A 19,955-nucleotide genomic window follows, 5' to 3' on the forward strand; every position below is an offset into this window, starting at 1 on the left:
AGCCGATTGCAGAGACTTTTTGCAAACTTGCTTTGCAGTACTTCTCTGCAATACGGTGACCGCATGGCGGAACGTCCCGAGCGCCGCGTACTCACCGGCGCGGACATCAAGGCGCTGTACAAGGCGCTGTCCAATCCGGTGCGCCGCGACATCCTCAGCTACCTCGGGGACCACGGCGAAGCGAACTCGACCAGCGTCGCGAAGGCACTCGGCGAGAGCACCGGGACGACGAGCTACCACCTGCGCAAACTCGCGGATCTGAAGCTGATCGCCGAGATCGAGGAGCGCTCCACCGGGCGCGAGCGCTGGTGGCGGTCGCTGACGAAGGACATCTACACCCCGCCCGGCCTGGAAATGACCCCGGACGAGCGCGAGGCCGCGACCAAGCTCGGCGCGCTCAAGATGAGCCACGACCTCGGGCTCGTCGTCAGCGCGTACAGCGGCTACGACACCGCCGGAGGCTGGAACCAGATCTACCGCAGCGGGCTGCGGATGACCGAAGAGCAGATCACGTCGTTCGTCGAGGAGTACCAGAACCTCATCTGGAAGTACGTGAACGAGCCCGGCGAAAAGCCGCCCGGCTCACGGCAGATGGCCGTGCGGCTGTACATGCTGCCCGACGAGGGCCCGCACCCGACACCGCCCAAACTGGACGGCGACGAGGACTAATGCCGCCTCATCCCCTCCGCCCGCCCTCAACGGTGGAGCTACGCTCCCATGCCCAGCCCTGACACGCGGAGCGTCAGATTGAGCCTGCCGGTCAGGCCCAGCGCCGGTTCCGCCGTGCCCGGCAGGGTTTTCGGCACTCCGTGATAGGCGAGCCGCGACGCGCCACCGAACACGAACAGATCGCCCGAGCCGAGTTCGACGTCGGTGTACGGCTGCCCGCGATTCTCCGTGTTCCCGAAGCGGAACACACAGGTGTCGCCGAGGCTGAGGGACACCACAGGTTCAAGGCCGCGTTCGTCCTTGTCCTGATGCATCCCCATCCGCGCGGCGGCGTCGTAGAAGTTCACGAGCGCGACGTCCGGCCGGTAGTCCTCGGCGGGCGAGCCGTACGCGTCCGCCAGCCCGCGGCGCCCGAGATCACCGAGCCAGTCCGGGAACGGCAGCACCGGCGAGCCGTCGCCGTCGTCGATCGTGCGCGAATAGCGGTAGGGATACCAGTGCCAGCCGAGGCAAACCGTGCGCACGGACATCACGCCCCCGCTCGGCAACCGCGCCGACCGGTAGCCGCGCCAGCTCCGGCAGGCCTCGACCAGCTCACGTTGCGCGTCGAGATCGAGCCAGCCCGGCACGTGCACCGCGCCGGGTGCGATCTCGGCCCGCGGACGGGGAAGCAGCGCGTTCACCCCGGCGATTCTGCCACCGGGCACACCGCGTAGCCGCTCGCTATCCGCCGCGCGACGTTCGCACTTTTTCCGGCACCTCGGCTCGCCAGCCGAGCATTACCCGCTGACCCCGGAAAGCCACATTCGCCGCCACAAGCCTCCGCATTCCTCGCTCGAATGGCGCAGTCCCGAAGTCACGCAGCCGAGTTCCTCTGCTCTGCGTCACCATTCGTCCAAGACTGCCACAGAACTGTGATCCACGGCACACTCGATCGGCAACGGGGCGGTCACGTGACCAGTGACCGCCTCCCCGGCTACCGCGCGTGTTCATGAGGAAGGCCGCACGGGGTGGCCCTGCCCCGCGGCGGGCCGAGCAGCCGGATCAGCGAACCGCCCGGCACACCGAGGATGTCCTCGAGATTCCGCAACGCCCGCAACGATTCCGACCGCTCCGGCCGGCACCGTCCCGACTGCCAATGGCTCAGTGTGGCAAGGCTGAGCGAAGTCCCCCTGCTCCGCAAGCGATAGCGGATGCGATCGAGGCCGAGCCCTCTGGCCCGGATCGCCGCGCGCAACGCCTCGGCGAACGGGCCCGTTTCGAGCAACCGTTCCAGTTCGCTCCCCGTGCGTTCCCCCCGGTCGATGGTCCTTGGTCGTTGACCGGTCATGGTTATTTCGCTCCGAGCTACAGCTGGTGAGAACACTGGAGCGTAGGCGCCGCGCGGCAGGATCGGAAGGGTGCTCACCCAGGTGCTTCAGGCGAGCGCACGCAGCGATCGGGCAATGGCCGCGAAGGGCTGGAGATAGCCGGAATTGACTGTGGCGTACGAGATCCCCCACTTCTCTCGCCAGCCGAGAAGTGTGTCGGTGGCCTGTCCGGGATCGGCGGGGAGCACGGTCACCGCGCCGGACGCGGCGAGTTCCGGGACGTCGACTCCGGCGAACCGCGCGACGTGCGGTGCCGGCTCGTCCCCGATCGCCATCAGGTTCACCGCCAGCTCGATCTCGCCGAGCCGCGCACCCGCGAGCTCGCGGAACTTGTCCACAATGGACAGCGCTTCGTCCGGCGTGGTCCGCGGCAGCCAGGAGAACGTGACGATGTCGGCCTCGCGGGCGGCCAGCGCGAGCATCTTCGGCCCCCGCGCGGCCATGAGCAGCTTCGGCCGGTCCGGCGTGCTCTTGATCAGCTCGATGGTGGCTTCCAGCCGCTCGATGCGCTGCGCCATCCCGGGGTAGTCCCTGCCCAGCGACCGGGCGTGGTCGTCGGCACCGGGACGGCCGGCGCCGAGGCCGAGTTCGAACCGGCCACCCGTCTGCCGGTGCAGCGTGCGGACCTGCCAGTCGAGCTGGCGCGGGTCGCGGAACGGGTCGGCGAGCACGAACGTGCCCACCCGGAGCGTGCTGGTGACCGCGGCGGCGGCCGGGACGAGCGTGAGCGGGTCGGAGCCGGCGACCGGGTCGGTGGCCAGCATCGTGTCCAGGCCGAGCTGCTCGACCTGCTTCGCCTGCGCGGTCCACGCGGCCAGGTCCGGCGAGAACCCGGCGACGATCCCGAAGCGGAAGGATTTCGATGTCATGCGGCCATCCTGCGCCGACGGACCTGGCCGCCACATCCGCTCCAGGACGTCAACCGCGGATACGTCGCTCAGCGCAGGGCGACCGACAACGCCTGCGCGATCTCCTTGCCGATGGCGTGCGTGGCGGTGTCCGGCGGCGAGCCCACCTTGACGACCATCGGACCGCCGAAGGGCTGACGCTCGACGACCTCGATCCGTTTGCCGAGCCCGATGGCGTGCTCGGTCAGATACCGCAGCAGCTCCGGATCGGTGTCCCAGACCCGCACGATCTCGCCGACGGCTCCGGGCGGCAGATCGTCGAGGATCCGCATCGGCAGCTCCTCGACACTGCCGTCGGGTGCCGGGATGGGGTCGCCGTGCGGATCGCGCACCGGGTTGCCGAGCTTCGCCGCGATGCGTTCGACCAGCCTGTCGGACACCGCGTGCTCCAGCGCGTCGGCCTCGGCGTGCACCTCGTCCCAGGTGTAGCCGAGTTCGGACACCAGGTACGTCTCGATCAGCCGATGCCGCCGCAGCACCGACCGGGCCAGCTGCCTGCCCTCGCCGGTCAGCTCGATCCCGCGGTAGGGCACGTGCGCGACCAGGCCCAGCTGCGCGAGCTTCGTGACCATGCCCGAAGCCGACGACGGGCTCACCTCGAGCCTGCCGGCGAGCGAAGCGTTGGTGACCGCCTCACCCCGCTCGACCAGCCCGTAGATCACGCGGACGTAGTCCTCGACCGACGAAGACCTCCGGACCGAACCATCACCCATGCCGAATACGATACGGCGTGATCAGGGTCGCCAGCGGTAGCGGATCCATCCCGGCACCGGTTCGGCGCCGAGATCGGCGTAGAACGCTTCGCCCTTTTCGTTCCCCGCCTGCATGTCCCACTCGACCCGCCCGGTCGTCCGCGCGCGCAGCGCGTCGAGCAGCTCGCGGCCGAGCCCGTGCCGCCGGTACTCCGGCCGGATGAACAGATCGTCCAGCCAGATCCCCGGCCGGGCCTCCCAGGTCGAGAAGTTCCAGCTGCAGAACGCGAAACCCGCGACCTTGTCCGGGTCCCCCGGCACGGTGGCGATCAGCACCCACGCCTTGGGCTCCGGCCCGAACAGGTGACCGCTCATCTCGGCGCGGTCGAGCTTCAGCTCGGTGTTTCCCTCGTACTCCGCGTGTTCCTCGATGAGCGCGCAGATCTCCTCCGCGTCCTCGAACACCGCTTCCCGGACCGGCATCGGCCAGCACTCCTCTCGGTCGTCAGTTCGGGGCCTCGTAGCGCAGCTCGCCGCCGACGGCGGTGGCCAGCACCCGAGCATCGTCCATAGTGGACTCGTCGGTCGGGTCGGCCGACAGCACGGCGAAGTCCGCGAGCTTGCCGGGTGTCAGCGTTCCCAGATCATTCTCGGCGAAGACGGCGTACGCCGAGCCTTGGGTGTAGGCCCGCAACGCCTCGCGCGGGGAAAGCGCTTCCTGCGGACCGAACGGGGCACCGGAGGACGTCCGGCGCCGCACCATGTCGGCGAGCGCGAGCAGCGGGGCGCCGTTCACGACCGGGCGATCGGAACTCGCGGGCAGCACGCATCCCGCGTCGAGCAGGCTCTTCAGCCGGTAGCACCACGCGACCCGCTCCTCGCCGAGCGCGGCACGCATCCCGTCGCCGAGTTCGTTGACGAACCGGCCCTGCGGGGACGGGATCAGGCCGAGACGCGCCATCCGTGTCAGCTCGTCCGGCTGCAGGACCGCGCAGTGCTCGATCCGGTGCCGGTGATCGGCGCGCGGATGCGCGGCCAGCGCGGCCTCGTAGGCGTCGAGGACGACGGTGATCGCCCGGTCCCCGATCGCGTGCGTCGCGATCTGCCAGCCCGCCTCGTGCGCCCGCATGATCGTCCGCGCGAGTTCGTCCTCCGGCAGCTGGAAGTAGCCGCGGTTGTCCGGCTCGCCCGCGAACGGCTCGTGCATGGCGCAGGTTTTGCCGACCAGCGAACCGTCGGCGAACAGCTTCATCGGGCCGATGCGCAGCCACTCGTCGCCGAGCCCGGTGCGCAGACCAAGATCCAGGCCGAAACCCGCGCCGTCGCTCAGTTCGTGCAGTACCGGCGCGCCCACCATCACCGTGGCTCGCACGCGCAACAGCCCGCGTTCGCGAGCCAGCTGGTACGCCGCCAGTTCCGCCGGGGACTCGCCGACGAGCCCGCCGCCGATCCCGGCCTCCTGGACACTGGTGATGCCCTCGGACAGGTACACCTCGCTCGCCCGGCCGAGACCGCGAACCAGCGTTTCCGTCGGGGTCGGGTAGGTCAGCGGGTCCAGCAGCCGCTGGGCCTGTTCCCGCAACAGCCCGGTCGGCGAGCCGCCGTCGTCGAGCACGAGGTCCCCGCCCACCGGCACGTTGCCGACGTCCAGCCGGTCGAGCACCGCGGTGTTGACCACGCACATGTGCCCGGAAGTGTGCTTGAGCTGCACGAGCTTTCCCGGGGCCGCGCGATCGAGACCATGGCGGTCGGGATGGCCGCCGACGAGCTTGTTCTGGTCGTAGCCGCTGCCGACGACCCAGCTGCCGTCGGGCAGTTCGGCCGCCCGGCGCGCGATCGCGGCGTAGACCTCCTCGACGCCGCGGCAGTCGCTGAGCGGGACATGGTCGAGCGACATCCCGTACCAGGCCATGTGGTTGTGCGCGTCGTGGAAACCGGGGACGACCACCGAGCCGCCGAGGTCGACCCGCCGACGCGCCGACAACGCTTCGGCGTCCTCGCCGAGCGCCACGATCCGCCCGTGCAGGACGGCCAGCGCACTCGTCGTGGTTTCCCCGGTCAGCACCAGGGCGTTCTCGTAGACCGTGTCGACCCGCATGAATCGGACCCTATCGATCGATCGATCGAACGTCTAGGCTCGCCCTCATGAGCACCGTGGACCTCGCCGTCGCCGACGGCATCGCCCAGATCCGGCTGAACCGGCCCGAGCGGCTGAACGCCGTCGCCCCGGCACTGGTCGACGACCTGCTGGCCGCACTCGACGAGGTCGCGCGCGGCGACGCCCGCGTGGTCGTCCTGTCCGGGAACGGCCGCGCGTTCTGCGCGGGTCACGACCTGAAAGAGCCCACCCCGGAGGGTGATTCACGGGCCAGGCTCGATCGGTTGCAGGACGTGACGCGGCGGCTGCGCGCGTTGCGGCAGCCGGTGATCGCCGCGGTGCACGGCTACGCGATCGGCGCGGGCGCGGAGTTCGCGCTGGGCTGCGACCTGATTCTCGCCGCCGAGGACGCGGTGTTCCGCTTCCCCGAGGTCTCGCTCGGGCTGAGCGTCACCGGGGCGGCGTCGCGGCTGCTGCCGTTGCTGGTCGGACCGCTCAAGGCGAAGGAACTGCTGCTGCTCGGCGACCGGATCTCCGGAACGGAGGCGCACGAACTGGGGCTGGTCAACGCGGTCTTCCCGGCAAGCGAACTCCCGGAGCGCGCACTCGACTGGGCGGCGAAGATCGCCGCGCATCCGGCGGAGGCCGCCACGATGGCCAAGCGAGTCCTCGACTCGGGCATCGACAACGCGCTGGAATCCGCGCTGGAACTGGAAGTCAGCCACGCGCTGGTCACCGAGCACTCGGCCGCGGTGCGCGCGTCCACCGAAGCGTTCCGGAGCCGGGCATGACGCCGTTGCGCGAGTGCACCACCCTGGTCGAACTGCTCACCCGCGCCGCCGAACTCTGGCCGGAGCGGACCGCCTGGATCTTCGACGAAACGGGCGAGCGGCTCACCTTCGCCGAAGTCGACCGCCGCAGCTCACGGCTCGCGCTCACCCTGCTCGACCTCGGCGTCCGTGCCGGTGACCGGGTCGCGGTGATGCTGCGCAACCAGCCGGAATTCCCGCTCCTGTGGCTCGCGCTGGCGAAACTCGGCGCGGCGCTGGTGCCGGTGAACACGAACTACCGGGAGTTCGACGGCGCCCATGTGCTGCGCCATTCCGGCGCGCGATTCGCCGTCGTCGCGGCGGAATTCGCCGAACTGATCGGCCGTGTCGCACCGGAAACCGCACTCGAGCGGACGCTGACGATCGACGAACTCACCGCACTCACCCCTGGCATCGGCGCGGCCCGGTTCACCACCACCGCCGAGCGGCCGGTCAACATCCAGTACACCTCGGGCACCACCGGCGCGCCCAAGGGCTGCGTGCTGCCCAACCGGTACTGGACGACGCTCGCGATCAGCCTGGCCACCGACTTCCCCGCCGTCGGCGAGGACGACGTCTTCCTGACCGCGCAACCGTTCCACTACATCGATCCACAGTGGAATGTCGCGTTGGGACTCGCGGGCGGCGCAACGCTCGTTGTGCTGGACCGCTTCCACCCCACGACGTTCTGGTCGAAGGTCCGCGAATACGAGGTCACCTGGTTCTACTGCCTCGGCATGATGCCCGCGCTGCTGCTGCGCCAGCCTCCGCACGAGGACGACCGGAACCACCGGGTCCGCGCCGTCACCGCGTCGGCGATCCCGGTGGAGCTGCACGCGGAACTGGAGGAACGCTGGGGCGTGCCGTGGTACGAGGCGTTCGGGATGACCGAGACCGGCGGCGACATCCGGATGACCGCGGCCGACCACGACGAGACGGTCGGCACCGGCTGCCTCGGCCTGCCCAACGCCGCCCGCGAGGTGATGATCGCCGGCGACGACGACAAGCCGTTGCCACGCGGGGAAACCGGACAGCTGCTCATCCGCGGGGTCGGGCTGATGCACGGCTACCACGACGATCCGGAAGCGACCGCGCGTGCCTTCGCGGGCGGTTGGTTCCACACCGGTGATCTGGCCAAAATGGACGATCGGGGCCGGGTCTACTACGTCGGGCGCACCAAGGACATGATCCGCCGCAGCGGGGAGAACGTGTCCGCCGACGAGGTGGAACGCGCGCTGCTCCTGCATCCCGCGGTGAAGCTGGCGGCCGTCGTCGCGGTGCCCGACGAGTTGCGCGGCGAGGAGATCAAGGCCTATGTCGTCCGCGACGGCGATCGTCCCGAACCCGCCGAACTGGCCGAGTTCTGCGCGGAGAAGCTCGCCTACTTCAAGATCCCGCGGTTCTGGGCCTTCCCGGACGAACTGCCGCTGACGCCGTCCGAACGGGTCGCGAAGGGCGAACTGCGGAGGATCGCCGACCCGCGCGCGGGCAGCTGGGACCGGACGGCGGGCCGATGGCTGTGACCAGTCGCGAGCGCGTCCGCGCCGCGGCCGTCAAACTCTTCGCCGCCAAGGGTTTCCACGGCACCGGCATCCGGGATCTCGCGCAGGAGGCGGAACTGTCCTCGGCCAGCCTGTACCACTACATGGGCACCAAGGAGGATCTGCTCGTCGACATCATGACCACCGCGCTGCGCCGCCTGCTCGACGCCGCGCGCCAGGCCGTCGCCGAGTCCGCCGGCCCGGTCACCCGGGTACGCACGCTCGTGGCGCTGCACGTCCTCGCGCACGCGGTCCAGCCAGAGGAAACCCGGGTGGTGGACAACGAAGTGGACGCCCTGTCCGACGAATCACGCGAACGGGTCGTCGCGTTACGGGACGACTACGAAAAGCTCTGGTCCGACGCCATCGAGGAGGGCGTGGCGGCCGGTGTTTTCCACACCACACATCCGGCTGTCACCCGGTTGGCGCTCCTGGAGATGTGCAACGGCGTCGCCCGGTGGTATTCGCCACGCGGGCCGCTCTCCCTCGACCAGCTGGCCGCGCATTACGCCGAACTCGCGCTGCGGGTCCTCGGCTGTGAATGTCCGGCCGGTGTTTCGGAGTTGCGGCGGGAGCGCGAAATGGTCGCGAAAGTGTGGGGAGTGCCCGTTTAGCGGCGCTTTTACCACCGTACGCCTTGCCCCGGGCGCGTGTGTGGGGGACGCTCGAAGGGTGACTGAGCAAACGATCCAACTGGAACTGGACGACTCGGGTCTCGCACCTGGTCTGCCGACCCCGGCAAACCCCCGCGATCAGGTGCAGGACGTGCCTTACCGCCCCGTGGAGTTCCGTGACGACGACCTCCCCGCGGCACTGGAACGGTGTGCGGGCTGGCTACGTCAGGCCCAGGAGTGGCTCGGTGAGCCGCTGGACGTGCTGGCGATCCACCTCGACTACGACGAACGGCAGGGTTCGCCCTACTACGACGTCAAGCTGCTGTGCAACGAGGAGGACCTGGCGGGCGTCCCCATCGCGCTCCGGAACCAGAAGTAGGAACCTGAAGTGCCGTTAAGGCCACCTTACGGGCGTCAGACGCCCGTAAGGTGGCCTTAACGGCAGGTCGGGTCAGCCGCGCTGGGTGCGGACTCCGAGGAGCACGTCCTCCCAGGACGGCACGATCGGATGATTCTTCTTCGCCTTGGCCCGCTGCGGCTGCTCGTCGGTCTCCCGGACGTCCTCGTCGCCCTCCGGCGGGACGCGCGGGATCTCCCGGGTGTCGTCCTCGGGGTCGTGCTCAGGTTCGGTTCGCGGCGCCTCGATCGCCTTGGCCTCGAGGGATTCCGCGGAGTCCAGCGTCGGCTGCACGGCGGGCTCGCGGGCCGGGTCCAGCGCGCGCACGGTGCGCGGCGCGCGGTAGGAGTTCGGGTTGAGCAGGCCCTCGGCGTTCTCGTCCAGCGCGTGCACGGTGCCGCCGTGCGCCCCCGGCGAGAACGACCAGTGCGCGCGGTTGTCCGAACGGCCCGCCTTCCATTGCAGCACGACGACCCAGCGGCCGTCGTCACCGCGCCAGGAGTCCCACTTGGCCTGCGTGTAGTCGTGACCACGGACCCCGAAGGCGTAGGCGATCACCTCGCCGAGCGTCTGCACGTCGGGGCCGTCCTCACGGACCGGGTGCGCGCTCTGGGCGAGTTCGGCGGTGCGGGACCGCTCCAGCAGCACGGGGTAGGCGAAGCGCTCGACGCGCTGCACCGGCACCCCGGCACTGCTCGCCACCTGCTCGACGGACTCACCGGCCCGGATTCGCGCCTGGATCTCGCGTGGCCGCATCTGGCTCTCCAACTCGATTTCGATCTGGCCCAGCCGGGTGATGTCACCCCTCGCCGCCGCGCGCAGTCTCTCATCGGCCGGGAGCAGAAAGCGCGTACGGCTCGCCGGGTCTTCGCACACGATGGACTTTCCGTCCTCGTGCAGCCCGACCACCCGTAGCGCGCGCATTGTTCGCCTCCCCGATTCTTCACCTTTGTGGGTGCTTACGTTAGAACGGCGCGTCGGCTTGACGTGCGAGGCGCGCCGAGCCTTGACCGACCTGTTTCACTCTTGATCTTTGTGTCACGCATCCTCTGCCACCGTAGCGAAACCGGTGTGTGTGACGCGCCGAATACTGTGCGTCACGATTGGGTGTACTTCGGTGGTCACCCGGGCAGCCGGACGTCGACGGTCAGGCCGCCGCGGGGATTCGCCCGCGCCGCGGCGGCGCCACCGTGTGCCTCGGCGACCGACCGCACGATCGACAGCCCCAGCCCGGCGTGCGCGGCCGAGCCGGTGCGTTCGGGGGTGCCGCGCCGGAATGGCTCGAACAGCTCCGCGGCGCTTTCCGCGGGCACCGGCCTGCCCGAGTTCCGCACGCTCAGCGCGGGTTCGCCGCTGACGTCGACGTGCACCCAGCCGCCACGGACGTTGTAGTCGATCGCGTTGCTCACCAGGTTCGTCACCAGCCGTTCGAGCAGCACCGGATCGCCCGCGACGGTCCTTGGCCGCAACCGCGTCTCCACCGTCACCCCGGCCGCCTCGGCCTGCGCCGACGTCGTCCGGACGACCGAGCGCACGACCTCGTCGAGCCGCACCGGCGCGCGGGCGGTCAGGCCACGATCGCTGCGTGCCAGTACCAGGAGGCCCTCGATCATCCGCTCGCTGCGCTCGTTGGTGTGCAGCAGATGGGCGCCGAGCTTGCGGAGTTCCGGGGTCACCTCCGGATCGGCGAGCGCGACCTCGATCAGGGTGCGCTGCACGGCCAGTGGTGTCCGCAGCTCGTGGGACGCGTTGGCGACGAACCGTTTCTGGCTGTCGAACGACTCGGCGAGCCGGTCGAGCATGCCGTCGAAGGTGTCAGCGAGATCCTTGAGCTCGTCGTGCGGGCCGTCGTGGTTGATGCGCCGGTCGAGTTTGCCCGCCTCCAGCTTCCGCGCGGTCGAGGTGATGTCGTGCAGCGGACGCAGCGCCCTGCTCGCCATCAGCCAGCCGAAGAGCACCGCGAGCGCGGCCGCGACCAGCAGCGCCACCGCGGAGCCGAGTACCAAAGTGGACAGTGTCGAGCTGCGGTAGCCGTCGACGACGTCGGTTGCCACGCCCGCGACCACCCCGGCTTGGCTGACCTCCAGCGTCGTCGACGGCGGGAGCGTCTCGGCCAGAGGCAGGCGGGCCGCCACGGCGGTGCTCGCGTATTTCGCAGGCTCGGGCAGGGAGCTGTCGACCAGCAGGTAGTTGATCACCAGCAGGGCCACGCCCGCCAGCAGGAACAGGCCGCCGTAGAGCGCGGTGAGCCGGGTGCGCACCGACAGCCGGACGCGCTTCACCGTGCCCCGCCGAACCGGTAGCCCGCGCCCGGCACGGTCTCGATGACCGGGGGTTCGCCCAGCTTGCGCCGCAGCGTCATCACGGCGACCCGGACGGCGTTGGTGAACGGGTCCGCGTGCTCGTCCCACGCCTTTTCCAGCAGATCCTCCGGGCTGACCACCGTGCCGCTCGCGCGCATGAGTACCTCCAGCACCGCGAACTCCTTCGGCGACAACGGCAGGAAACGGCCGTCGCGGGAGGCCTGGTGCCGGGGCAGGTCGAGCACGACGCCGTCGCTTTCCAGTACCGGCGGCAGGGCGGGGCGGGCGCGCCGGGCCAGTGCCTGGACCCGGGCGACCAGCTCGGCGAAGGCGAACGGCTTGGTGAGGTAGTCGTCCGCGCCGAGACCGAGGCCGCGGACCCGGTCGGTGACCTCGGCGGCCGCGGTGAGCATCAGCACCCGTGCCTCGCCGCCCGCCGCGACCACCGCCGAGCAGACGTCGTCGCCGTGCACCTTGGGCAGGTCGCGGTCGAGGACGACGACGTCGTAGCCGTGTACGCCGACGCGTTCCAGCGCCTGTTCGCCGTCGTAGCAGACGTCGACCGCCATCGAATAACGGCGCAGTCCTTCGGCGATCGAATCCGCGAGCAGCAGCTCGTCCTCCACAACCAGCACACGCACATCGGTCAGTCTGCACCGCGGGGACATAAGCACCGGATAAACAACTTCGCTTAACGCGCGGAAATCACCCGGCCCGTAGAAATCCGGGCCGAGGCGGGTCCGGTTCGTCGGGGGCCGGACCCGCCCTTCGACCGAAAGGGAGATGCGGATGAAAACGCGGATGGCGATCCTCGGTGCCGGGGTGGCACTGGCCGTTTTGGCCGGCTGTTCGTCCGGTGACGGCGGCTCGAAGGTCGCTTCGATTTCGACGCCGCCGAAAAGCGGGAGCCAGGCGCCCGCGGCGGGCGGCAATGGGCAGACCGACAAAGCCGCGGATATGGACGCGATGCGTGCCTACGCGAAGTGTATGCGCGAACACGGCGTCGACATGCCCGACCCGACGGACGGCGGGATGATGTCGCTCCCCGCGATGACGCCGGGCGACACGAAGCTGGAAGGGGCGACCGCGGCCTGTAAGAAGCTGCTGCCCAACGGCGGCGAGGTCAAGAAGCCGACGCCCGAGGAGCTGGACAAACAGCGGCAGCAGGCCAAGTGCATGCGTGAGCACGGCGTGAACATGTCCGACCCGACCACCGACGGTGACAGCCAGGGCATCACGATCGACGGGGGCGACGGCTCGAAGTTCGAAGAGGCGGCGAAGGCGTGTGGCCTCGGGATCGGGATGTCGGCGCGGAAATGAACCAGCACAGGACACGGCGACGGACGCGATGGTTCATCGCGGCGGCGGCCGCGATCGTGGTACTCGGCACCACCTCCGTGGTGATCATGACCCAGGTCGCCTCCGGCAGCCCGAGCGCGACGCCGCCACCGAAACCCGTCGCTACCGCCGAAGTGGTCAAGACCGACCTGAGCGAGGAACAGGACGTCGACGGGCAACTCGGGTACGGCAAGGAAAATCCCGTGGCGGGCAGGAAGAACGGCACGATCACCGCGTTACCGTCCACAGGGGACACCATCGGCAGGGGAAAGCCGGTGTACCACGTGGACGCCAAGCCGGTGCCGTTGTTCTACGGGAACCTGCCCTTCTATCGGGACCTCTCCGACGGGGTGGACAAGGGGCCGGATGTCAAGGAGCTGGAGGAAAACCTGCAGGCGCTGGGTTTCGGCGGTTTCGGTGCTCCGGACGAGAAGTTCACGGCGGCCACGGCCGCGGCGGTGAAGCGGTGGCAGAAATCGCTCGGGCTCGAGCAGACCGGGACGTTCGGCCAGGGCGACGTCGTCCTCGCGCCGGGCGAGATTCGCGTGGCGTCGGTGTCGGCGCAGCTCGGCGGCCCCGCCGCGGGTGACGTGCTCAAGTACAGCGGTACCGGGCGCGTCGTGGAGGTCAAACTCGATGTCGCGAAGCAGAGCCTCGCAGCACGGGGCGCGAAGGTCAACGTCGTGGTGAACGGTCGCACGTCGACCGGCACGGTCGCCGAAGTCGGCCGGGCCGCCGAGAACGGCAAGGACGCGCAGGGGCAGGACGACGGCAAGCCGAAGATCGTCGTCCGGGTCACGTTGGACGATCCCGGAGTCGCGGGTTCCCTCGATACCGCCCCGGCGACCGTCCGGTTCACGAAGAGTGTCCACAAAGGAGTCTTCACGGTGCCGGTCGGTGCGCTGCTCGCGCTCGCGGAAGGCGGCTACGCCGTCGAGGTGGACGAAAACGGGCAACGCAGGCTGATCGGGGTCAAGACCGGATCGTTCAGCGGCGGCAAGGTCGAGGTCAGCGGGGACGGATTGCGCGAGGGTATGCGGGTGGTGGTCACGTCGTGACGCCGGTACTCGCCGTGCACGAGGTGTCGCGTACGTATCCCGGCGGGGTCACCGCGCTGCGTGACGTCTCACTGTCCTTATCGGACGGTGAGATGGTCGCGATCGTCGGACCTTCCGGCTCCGGGAAGTCCACCCTGCTGCAGCTGATGGGCACACTCGACCGGCCGAGCACCGGCCGGATCGAGATCCGCGGGAACGACGTCGCGGAGTTGCCCGACCGGAAGCTCTCGGCGCTGCGCTCGCGGTGGATCGGGTTCGTGTTCCAGCAGTTCTTCCTGAGCGAGGGTGTCAGCGCGGTGGACAACGTGTGCACGGGCCTGCTCTACAGCGGTGTGCCGAAACGGAAACGGCGGGAGAAAGCGCTTGCCGCGCTCGACAGGGTCGGGCTGGCACACCGGTCCTCGCACTTCCCCGGGGAGTTGTCCGGCGGGGAGCGGCAGCGGGTCGCGATCGCGCGTGCCGTCGTGAACACTCCGCCGATTCTGCTCGCGGACGAGCCGACCGGGAACCTCGACACCGGCAACGGCGCGGCGGTGCTCGGCCTGCTGGGGCAGCTGAGTTCCGACGGCACCACGATCGTGATCATCACGCACGACCGCGAGATCGCCGCCGGCTTGCCGAGACGGATCGAGATCCTGGACGGGGCGGTGCGGCTCGACACCGGTTCGATGACCGGGCCGATGGCCGGTTCGAGGACCGGGGTGCCGCGGTGAGCGCGCCGGTCGCCCCGCCGCCGCCCGTGCGGCTCAGGCCGTCGGACGTGGTTTCCCTTGGCGCGCATGGGATGCGCACCCGGCCGGTGCGGGCGATGCTGTCGGCGCTTGGCATCGCGATCGGCGTCGCGGCGATGGTCGCCGTGCTCGCGGTCCCGGCGTCGGCGGCGCAGGCGTTGCAGGACAGGCTGGCCGCGATGGGCACGAACCTGCTCAAGGCGGGACCGGGGCAGACGTTGTTCGGGAAGAAGGCGACGCTCCCGGACGGTGTCATCCCGATGGTCCGGCGGATCAGCCCGGTCACCGGGGCGGTCGAAACCGGCAGGGTCGACGCGAAGGTGCGGCGCAACGACCACATCCCGAAGGACGACACGTCCGGGCTCGCGGTGTTCGCCGCGCGTCCGGACCTGCTGTCGGTGCTCGGCGGCAAGGTGCGGGCAGGGCAGTTCCTGAACGCGGCGAACCAGCGGTACCCGGTGACCGTGCTCGGTTCCGAGGCCGCCGCGCGGCTCGGGGTCGACCACGTGGATCCCGCGCGGCCGCCGCAGGTGCTGATCGGCGACGTCTGGTTCACCGTGGCGGGGGTGCTCGACCCGATGCCGCTCGCGCCGGAGGTCGAGCGGTCGGTGCTGGTCGGCTGGGACGTCGCGAAGGCGTTGCTCGGCTTCGACGGGCACCCCGGCACCGTGTACGTCCGGGCGAGCGAGTCCGAAGTGGACAGTGTGCGGTCGGTGCTCGGCGCGACGCTGAACCCGGCCGCGCCCAACGAGGTCGAGGTGCAGCGGCCGTCCGACGCGCTCGCCGCGCAGCAGCTGACCAGGACCACCTACGACGCGCTGTTCCTCGGCCTCGGCGGGGTGGCGCTGCTCGTCGGCGGGGTCGGGGTGGCCAACACGATGGTGATCTCGGTGCTGGAACGCCGTCGCGAGATCGGGCTGCGGCGGGCGTTGGGCGCGACGAAGCGTCAGGTGCGGGGTCAGTTCCTCGCCGAATCGGTGCTGTTGTCCGGCCTCGGCGGGCTCGTCGGCGTACTGCTCGGCGTCGCGGTCACGGCAGGGTACGCGCTGAGTCAGGGCTGGCCCGCCGTGCTTCCGCCCGTCGCGCTGGTCGGCGGGGTCGCGGTGTCCGCCGCCGTCGGCGCCATCGCCGGTGCCTATCCCGCCATGCGGGCCGCCCGCCTGCCGCCCACCCAGGCCCTCGCCTGACGGTCCGAGGGGCCTCGCCGTGAGGCCCCTCGGAGCTTGCGCAGTTCCGCACGAGGGAAGGCGTGCGGGCGATTCAGCACGATAGAAGAACCCACGCCCCGTGCAAGCCCGGTTCAATGGGCGCAGGGATCATGCTGAAGGGTGGCCTGTGGTGGCGTGCGAGGTGGGCAGGCGTGACTTCCTGCGCTGGCTGGCGATGAGTGGAGCCGGACTCGCGGCGGCGGGACTCGCGCCTGCCGTGTTCGCGCAGGAAGCCGCGGCGGCGGGTTCCGACGTCGTGGTGCTGACGCCGGTGACGGTGATCGACGCGACCGGTGCCCCTGCCCGCTCCGACGTCGCGATCGTGCTGGTCGGCGACCGCGTCGCCTGGATCGGGCCGCCCGCCGACCTGCCGCCGGCCGAGGGCGCCCGGGTGCTCGACGGTCGCGGCAAGTACGTCATCCCCGGCCTGTGCGACATGCACACCCACGGCGCCGACATGGTCGCGGTCCCGGAGCTGCACGTGGTCAACGGCGTGACCACGATCCGCGAGATGTGGGGTTATCCCGAGAACCGGGTCGTCCGGGACCGGATCGAACGCGGTGAGCTGCTGGGCCCCCGGATGGTGCTGGCCAGCGGCATCATCGACGGACCGGTGTCCCTGCTGGAGCCCCCGGTCGTCCGGGTGTCCACAGAGGACGAAGCGAGGGCGGCCGTACGCACCGCGAAGGCCGAGGGCGCCGAGTTCGTCAAGGTCTATTCGTACCTGGGCCGGGACACCTTCGCCGCGGTCGCCGACGAGTGCGCGCGGCAGGGCCTCCCGTTCGGCGGGCACTGGCCGTACCGCGTCACCATTCCCGAGGCCAGTGCCGCGGGCCAGCGGAGTTTCGAGCATCTGTACGGCATGGGAATCCACACCTCGACCCGGCGGGATGAATTCCTCGCGCGGCTCGCGGGTCAGCGGTTCGATCCGGCCGCGCCGCGCGCGTTCTACAACCTGGTCGCCGAGCTCGATCGCCAGGGCACGCTCAGCCACAGCCCCGCCCGCGCACAGGCGTTGTTCGAGTTGCTGGTCCACAATGGATCGTGGCTGTCCCCGACGCTGATCGTGAACCGCGTCATTTCCGCGCCCGCGGAGACCTACGCGCACGATCCCCGGTTACGGTACGTACTGCCGTCACTGCGGGATTACTGGAAGGAACGCATCAAGGTCTTCGCGCCGGTCACCCCGCGAGAGATCGCCGAGCGGGAGGCGTATTTCCAGGCGCTGCTCGGATTGCTGGGCGACGCGTACCGCGCGGGTGTCGGCGTCATCGGCGGCACCGACTGCCCGAATCCGTACTCGTTCCCCGGGTTCGGCCTGCACGACGATCTCGAATTTCTCGTCAAGGCGGGATTGTCGCCGATGCAGGCCCTGCAGACGGTGACCCGCGACGCGGCACGCTACCTGGGCAGGCAGGACACCGCGGGGACGGTCACCGTGGGCAAGGTCGCCGATCTCGTGGTGCTCGACGCGAATCCGCTCGACGGCATCGGTGCGGTGCGCCGGATCGACACGGTGATCAGCCGTGGCAGGATCCTCGACCGCGCGAAGCGGGCGAAGGTGCTCGCCGACGTCGAAAGGGCCGTACAGACCAGTGCCCCGGTCGCGAGGACCGGGGCACCGAAGCGGGACTGCTGCTGAGGGTCAGGACAGCCGCTCGACGACGTACTCGACGCTCTGCGTGAGCTTGCTGATGTCGTCCGGGTCGATGGCCGGGAACAGGCCGACGCGCAGCTGGTTGCGGCCCAGCTTGCGGTACGGCTCGGTGTCGACGATCCCGTTGGCGCGCAACACCTTCGCCACCGCCGAGGCATCCACCTCGTCGGCGAAGTCGATGGTGCCGACGACCTGCGAGCGCAGTGCCGGATCGGTCACGAACGGCGTGGTGTAGGCGGTCTTCTCGGCCCATTCGTACAGCCGGGTCGAGGAGTCCTTGGTGCGGGCCGTCGTCCAGTCGAGGCCGCCCTGGCCGAGCATCCACTCGATCTGGTCGGCCAGCAGGAACAGCGTCGACACCGCCGGGGTGTTGTACGTCTGGTCCTTGCGCGAGTTGTCCAGCGCGGTGGTCAGCGACAGGAACTCCGGCACCCAGCGGTCGCTCGCGCCGATCTCGCCGATCCGCTCGACCGCGGCGGGCGAGGCCAGCGCGATCCACAGCCCGCCGTCCGAGGCGAACGACTTCTGCGGCGCGAAGTAGTAGACGTCGAAGTCCTCGGCCTTGACCGGCAGGCCGCCGGCGCCGGACGTCGCGTCGATCGCGACGAGCGCGCCTTCACTGCCCTCCGGACGGCGGACCGGCACCGCGACGCCGGTCGAGGTCTCGTTGTGCGCCCAGCCGACCAGGTCGGCGCCGGACTGGTAGGCGATCTCGGGCGCGCTGCCCGGGTCGGCCTTGACCACGATCGGGTCGGCGAGGAAGGGGGCGCCCTTGGTCACGGTGGCGAACTTCGAGGAGAACTCGCCGTAGGTGAAGTGCTGCGCACGCTCGCGCACGAGGCCGAACGCGGCGGCGTCCCAGAACGCGGTCGTGCCGCCGTTGCCGAGGATCACCTCGTAGCCCTCGGGCAGGGAGAACAGCTCGGTCAGGCCCGCGCGGACGCGCCCGACGAGGGACTTGACCGGCTTCTGGCGGTGGGACGTGCCCAGGTAGGTGGAGCCGGAGGCCGCCAGCGCGCTCAGCTGCTCGCCGCGGACCTTCGACGGTCCGCAGCCGAAGCGGCCGTCGGCCGGCTTGAGCTCTGCGGGGATGGTCAACTCAGCTGCGTCGGTCATGTGCGCAGTCTCTCAGGCCGGGACGCCCCAGCTCCCTCCGGTACCGCACTGCCCACCATCTGGAACACTCAGCGCCAGCCTTCGGGGTCGACGCCGCCGGGGATCGGGGCGGCCGGGTCGTACGGCGTACGGGTGAAGATGAACGTCGCCAGGTCGAGGTGGTTCGGGACGCCGTCGGCGTCGCGGCCGACGGTGAGCGTCTCGCCCGCGTAGTAGGCGTCGAGGCCGAGCCAGGTGTCGCTGTCGACCGGCCGGAACCGCGACGCGCGGCCGACGCCGTCGGCCGGGTACAGCGAGAAGCAGCCGTCGGGCAGCAGCCGCAGGTGATACGGCGTCGGACCCCAGTGCCAGAGCCCGGTCAGCTCCAGCAGTTTCGGGTCCACAGTGGACGGAAGCCACTCCGCGGGGAACGCGGGTTCGAGCTCGTCGCTCGTCGTGATCAGGTCGAGGCACAGCTGGGTGATGCCGACGCCGCCGGTCGAGTTCGTCAGCACCAGCGCGCCGGTGCCGGTGGCCGGGTCGCTCAGCGTGACCGCCAGGAAGCCGGGCATCGACCCGGTGTGCCCGGTCAGCCTGCGTCCCTGATAGCGCAGTGCCATCAGGCCCAGCCCGAACCCGGTGGTCCAGTTGTCGGCGTCGTCGACGGTGACCATGGTCCGCATCTCGGCGAGCGTGTCCTCGCTCAGGACGTCGCCGCTGCCCTGCCCGCCGAGGAACGCCGTCCAGCGGCCGAGGTCGGTGACCGTCGACCACAGCTGCCCGGCCGGGGCCATGGCGCCCGCGTCCGGTGACGGCTCCGGCAGCAGCAGGTCCGCGAACGGGTGCACGGCGAAACCCTCCGCGTGCGCGCCCTCGGGATGCGGCGTGGTGCGGGACATGCCCAGCGGGCCGAGGATCTCCGTACGCAGCACGGTGAGCCAATCGCTCCCGCGCTTGCGCGCGATCAGCTCGCCGAGCACGCCGTAGCCGACGTTCGAGTAGTGGAACTTCGCACCGGGACGAAGCTTCGTCGCGCCGGTCGCCAGGCTCCCGACGAGGGCCTCCCAGTCCGCGCCCGGCGTGCGTTCCCACCACAGGCCGGGAGATTCGGAAGTCAGCCCGGAGGTGTGCGAGAGCAGCTGCGCGATGGTCGCGCCGCCGAACGCGGTGCCCGGCAGATGCTGTTCGAGCGGGTCGTTGAGGTCAAGTGCGCCCTCGTCACGCAGCCGCATGACGGCGGTGGCGACCATCGTCTTGGTGATCGAGCCCAGCCGGTACTGCGTGTCGTCGTCCGGGCGCGCGTCGCCAACCTGCCCGCGAGCCCCGGACCAGACGACCTGCCCGTCCCGCACAACAGCGGCGACCAGGGACGGAGCACGGCAAACGGCCTGCTCGTGCGCCACTCGGCGCAGCAGGGCGAGTTCGGTCGAAGCAAGCATGAAGAGCATTCTGCCCCTAGTACCTTCT

The 19,955-nt window shown here is 70.1% G+C and carries 21 protein-coding genes; 10 read left to right on the forward strand and 11 right to left on the reverse strand.

The genetic code is table 11. The features are described from left to right. The first annotated feature begins 63 nt into the window (after positions 1 to 63). Entirely contained in the window at positions 64 to 669 is a 606-nt protein-coding gene (locus tag ACFWY9_RS26745; RefSeq protein ID WP_378327726.1) for an ArsR/SmtB family transcription factor, read from the forward strand. 38 nt (positions 670 to 707) lie between these two features. On the opposite strand, the gene ACFWY9_RS26750 is transcribed toward ACFWY9_RS26745, so the two are convergent. The 6 genes from ACFWY9_RS26750 to ACFWY9_RS26775 form a co-directional block, all read right to left on the reverse strand. Next, positions 708 to 1,352 (reverse strand): alpha-ketoglutarate-dependent dioxygenase AlkB family protein, encoded by a 645-nt coding sequence (locus ACFWY9_RS26750; RefSeq protein WP_378340206.1) that lies wholly within the window; start codon positions 1,350 to 1,352, stop codon positions 708 to 710. 293 nt (positions 1,353 to 1,645) lie between these two features. After that, entirely contained in the window at positions 1,646 to 1,999 is a 354-nt protein-coding gene (locus tag ACFWY9_RS26755; protein WP_378327728.1) for a transcriptional regulator, read from the reverse strand. Positions 2,000 to 2,086: 87 nt separating this feature from the next. Beyond that, positions 2,087 to 2,908: an LLM class flavin-dependent oxidoreductase gene (locus ACFWY9_RS26760; RefSeq protein WP_378340207.1), complete on the reverse strand. Its 822-nt coding sequence runs from the start codon at positions 2,906 to 2,908 to the stop codon at positions 2,087 to 2,089. Positions 2,909 to 2,976: 68 nt separating this feature from the next. Next, positions 2,977 to 3,660 carry a metal-dependent transcriptional regulator gene (locus ACFWY9_RS26765; protein ID WP_378327730.1) on the reverse strand — a complete coding sequence of 228 codons (684 nt, stop codon included), beginning with the start codon at positions 3,658 to 3,660 and terminating at the stop codon, positions 2,977 to 2,979. 21 nt (positions 3,661 to 3,681) lie between these two features. Beyond that, the gene (locus ACFWY9_RS26770) at positions 3,682 to 4,122 is read right to left on the reverse strand and encodes a GNAT family N-acetyltransferase (protein ID WP_378327731.1); all 441 of its coding nucleotides are present in this window, start codon (positions 4,120 to 4,122) and stop codon (positions 3,682 to 3,684) included. A gap of 22 nt (positions 4,123 to 4,144) precedes the next feature. Further along, entirely contained in the window at positions 4,145 to 5,737 is a 1,593-nt protein-coding gene (locus tag ACFWY9_RS26775) for an amidohydrolase (protein ID WP_378327732.1), read from the reverse strand. A gap of 47 nt (positions 5,738 to 5,784) precedes the next feature. Between ACFWY9_RS26775 and ACFWY9_RS26780 the strand changes: the two genes are divergently transcribed. The 4 genes from ACFWY9_RS26780 to ACFWY9_RS26795 are packed head-to-tail and all read left to right on the forward strand — an operon-like array spanning position 5,785 to position 9,080. Further along, positions 5,785 to 6,528 (forward strand): enoyl-CoA hydratase/isomerase family protein, encoded by a 744-nt coding sequence (locus ACFWY9_RS26780; RefSeq protein ID WP_378327733.1) that lies wholly within the window; start codon positions 5,785 to 5,787, stop codon positions 6,526 to 6,528. After that, complete coding sequence (locus ACFWY9_RS26785) at positions 6,525 to 8,069, forward strand: AMP-binding protein (RefSeq protein WP_378327734.1); 1,545 nt, start codon at positions 6,525 to 6,527, stop codon at positions 8,067 to 8,069. The genes ACFWY9_RS26780 and ACFWY9_RS26785 overlap by 4 nt, the downstream gene beginning before the upstream one ends. After that, a complete protein-coding gene (locus ACFWY9_RS26790; protein ID WP_378327735.1) occupies positions 8,060 to 8,701 on the forward strand; it encodes a TetR/AcrR family transcriptional regulator in 642 nt (213 codons plus the stop codon). The genes ACFWY9_RS26785 and ACFWY9_RS26790 overlap by 10 nt, the downstream gene beginning before the upstream one ends. Before the next feature lie 58 nt (positions 8,702 to 8,759). Further along, positions 8,760 to 9,080, forward strand: coding sequence for a hypothetical protein (locus ACFWY9_RS26795; protein WP_378327736.1), 321 nt, complete (start codon positions 8,760 to 8,762; stop codon positions 9,078 to 9,080). Positions 9,081 to 9,152: 72 nt separating this feature from the next. Here ACFWY9_RS26795 and sepH read toward each other — a convergent pair whose 3' ends face one another. From sepH to ACFWY9_RS26810, 3 genes are all read right to left on the reverse strand, one after another. After that, entirely contained in the window at positions 9,153 to 10,022 is an 870-nt protein-coding gene (sepH, locus tag ACFWY9_RS26800) for a septation protein SepH (protein ID WP_378327805.1), read from the reverse strand. 197 nt (positions 10,023 to 10,219) lie between these two features. Further along, the gene (locus ACFWY9_RS26805) at positions 10,220 to 11,380 is read right to left on the reverse strand and encodes an ATP-binding protein (protein ID WP_378327804.1); all 1,161 of its coding nucleotides are present in this window, start codon (positions 11,378 to 11,380) and stop codon (positions 10,220 to 10,222) included. Further along, positions 11,377 to 12,042, reverse strand: coding sequence for a response regulator transcription factor (locus tag ACFWY9_RS26810; protein WP_378327803.1), 666 nt, complete (start codon positions 12,040 to 12,042; stop codon positions 11,377 to 11,379). Before ACFWY9_RS26810 ends, ACFWY9_RS26805 begins: the two co-directional genes overlap by 4 nt. A gap of 148 nt (positions 12,043 to 12,190) precedes the next feature. Here ACFWY9_RS26810 and ACFWY9_RS26815 point away from each other — a divergent pair, with 148 nt between their 5' ends. The 5 genes from ACFWY9_RS26815 to ACFWY9_RS26835 all read left to right on the forward strand — a co-directional run bounded on the left by ACFWY9_RS26815 (position 12,191) and on the right by ACFWY9_RS26835 (position 17,378). Further along, positions 12,191 to 12,721 (forward strand): hypothetical protein, encoded by a 531-nt coding sequence (locus tag ACFWY9_RS26815; RefSeq protein ID WP_378340208.1) that lies wholly within the window; start codon positions 12,191 to 12,193, stop codon positions 12,719 to 12,721. Further along, positions 12,718 to 13,797: a peptidoglycan-binding protein gene (locus ACFWY9_RS26820; RefSeq protein WP_378340209.1), complete on the forward strand. Its 1,080-nt coding sequence runs from the start codon at positions 12,718 to 12,720 to the stop codon at positions 13,795 to 13,797. The genes ACFWY9_RS26815 and ACFWY9_RS26820 overlap by 4 nt, the downstream gene beginning before the upstream one ends. Continuing rightward, positions 13,794 to 14,510 (forward strand): ABC transporter ATP-binding protein, encoded by a 717-nt coding sequence (locus ACFWY9_RS26825; protein WP_378327800.1) that lies wholly within the window; start codon positions 13,794 to 13,796, stop codon positions 14,508 to 14,510. The genes ACFWY9_RS26820 and ACFWY9_RS26825 overlap by 4 nt, the downstream gene beginning before the upstream one ends. Continuing rightward, positions 14,507 to 15,715 (forward strand): ABC transporter permease, encoded by a 1,209-nt coding sequence (locus ACFWY9_RS26830; RefSeq protein WP_378340210.1) that lies wholly within the window; start codon positions 14,507 to 14,509, stop codon positions 15,713 to 15,715. The genes ACFWY9_RS26825 and ACFWY9_RS26830 overlap by 4 nt, the downstream gene beginning before the upstream one ends. Positions 15,716 to 15,866: 151 nt before the next feature. After that, the gene (locus ACFWY9_RS26835; protein WP_378340211.1) at positions 15,867 to 17,378 is read left to right on the forward strand and encodes an amidohydrolase family protein; all 1,512 of its coding nucleotides are present in this window, start codon (positions 15,867 to 15,869) and stop codon (positions 17,376 to 17,378) included. Between the two features lie 3 nt (positions 17,379 to 17,381). Here the strand turns inward: ACFWY9_RS26835 and serC are convergent, their stop codons facing one another. Both serC and ACFWY9_RS26845 read right to left on the reverse strand, forming a co-directional pair. Beyond that, entirely contained in the window at positions 17,382 to 18,509 is a 1,128-nt protein-coding gene (gene serC, locus ACFWY9_RS26840) for a phosphoserine transaminase (protein ID WP_378340212.1), read from the reverse strand. A 68-nt stretch (positions 18,510 to 18,577) separates the two neighbouring features. Further along, on the reverse strand, positions 18,578 to 19,927 hold the full coding sequence (locus ACFWY9_RS26845; RefSeq protein ID WP_378340213.1) for a serine hydrolase domain-containing protein: 1,350 nt from the start codon (positions 19,925 to 19,927) through the stop codon (positions 18,578 to 18,580). Positions 19,928 to 19,955: the final 28 nt, after the last annotated feature.

It is taken from the genome of Amycolatopsis sp. NPDC059027, assembly GCF_042739735.1.
Taxonomy (GTDB): Bacteria; Actinomycetota; Actinomycetes; order Mycobacteriales; family Pseudonocardiaceae; genus Amycolatopsis.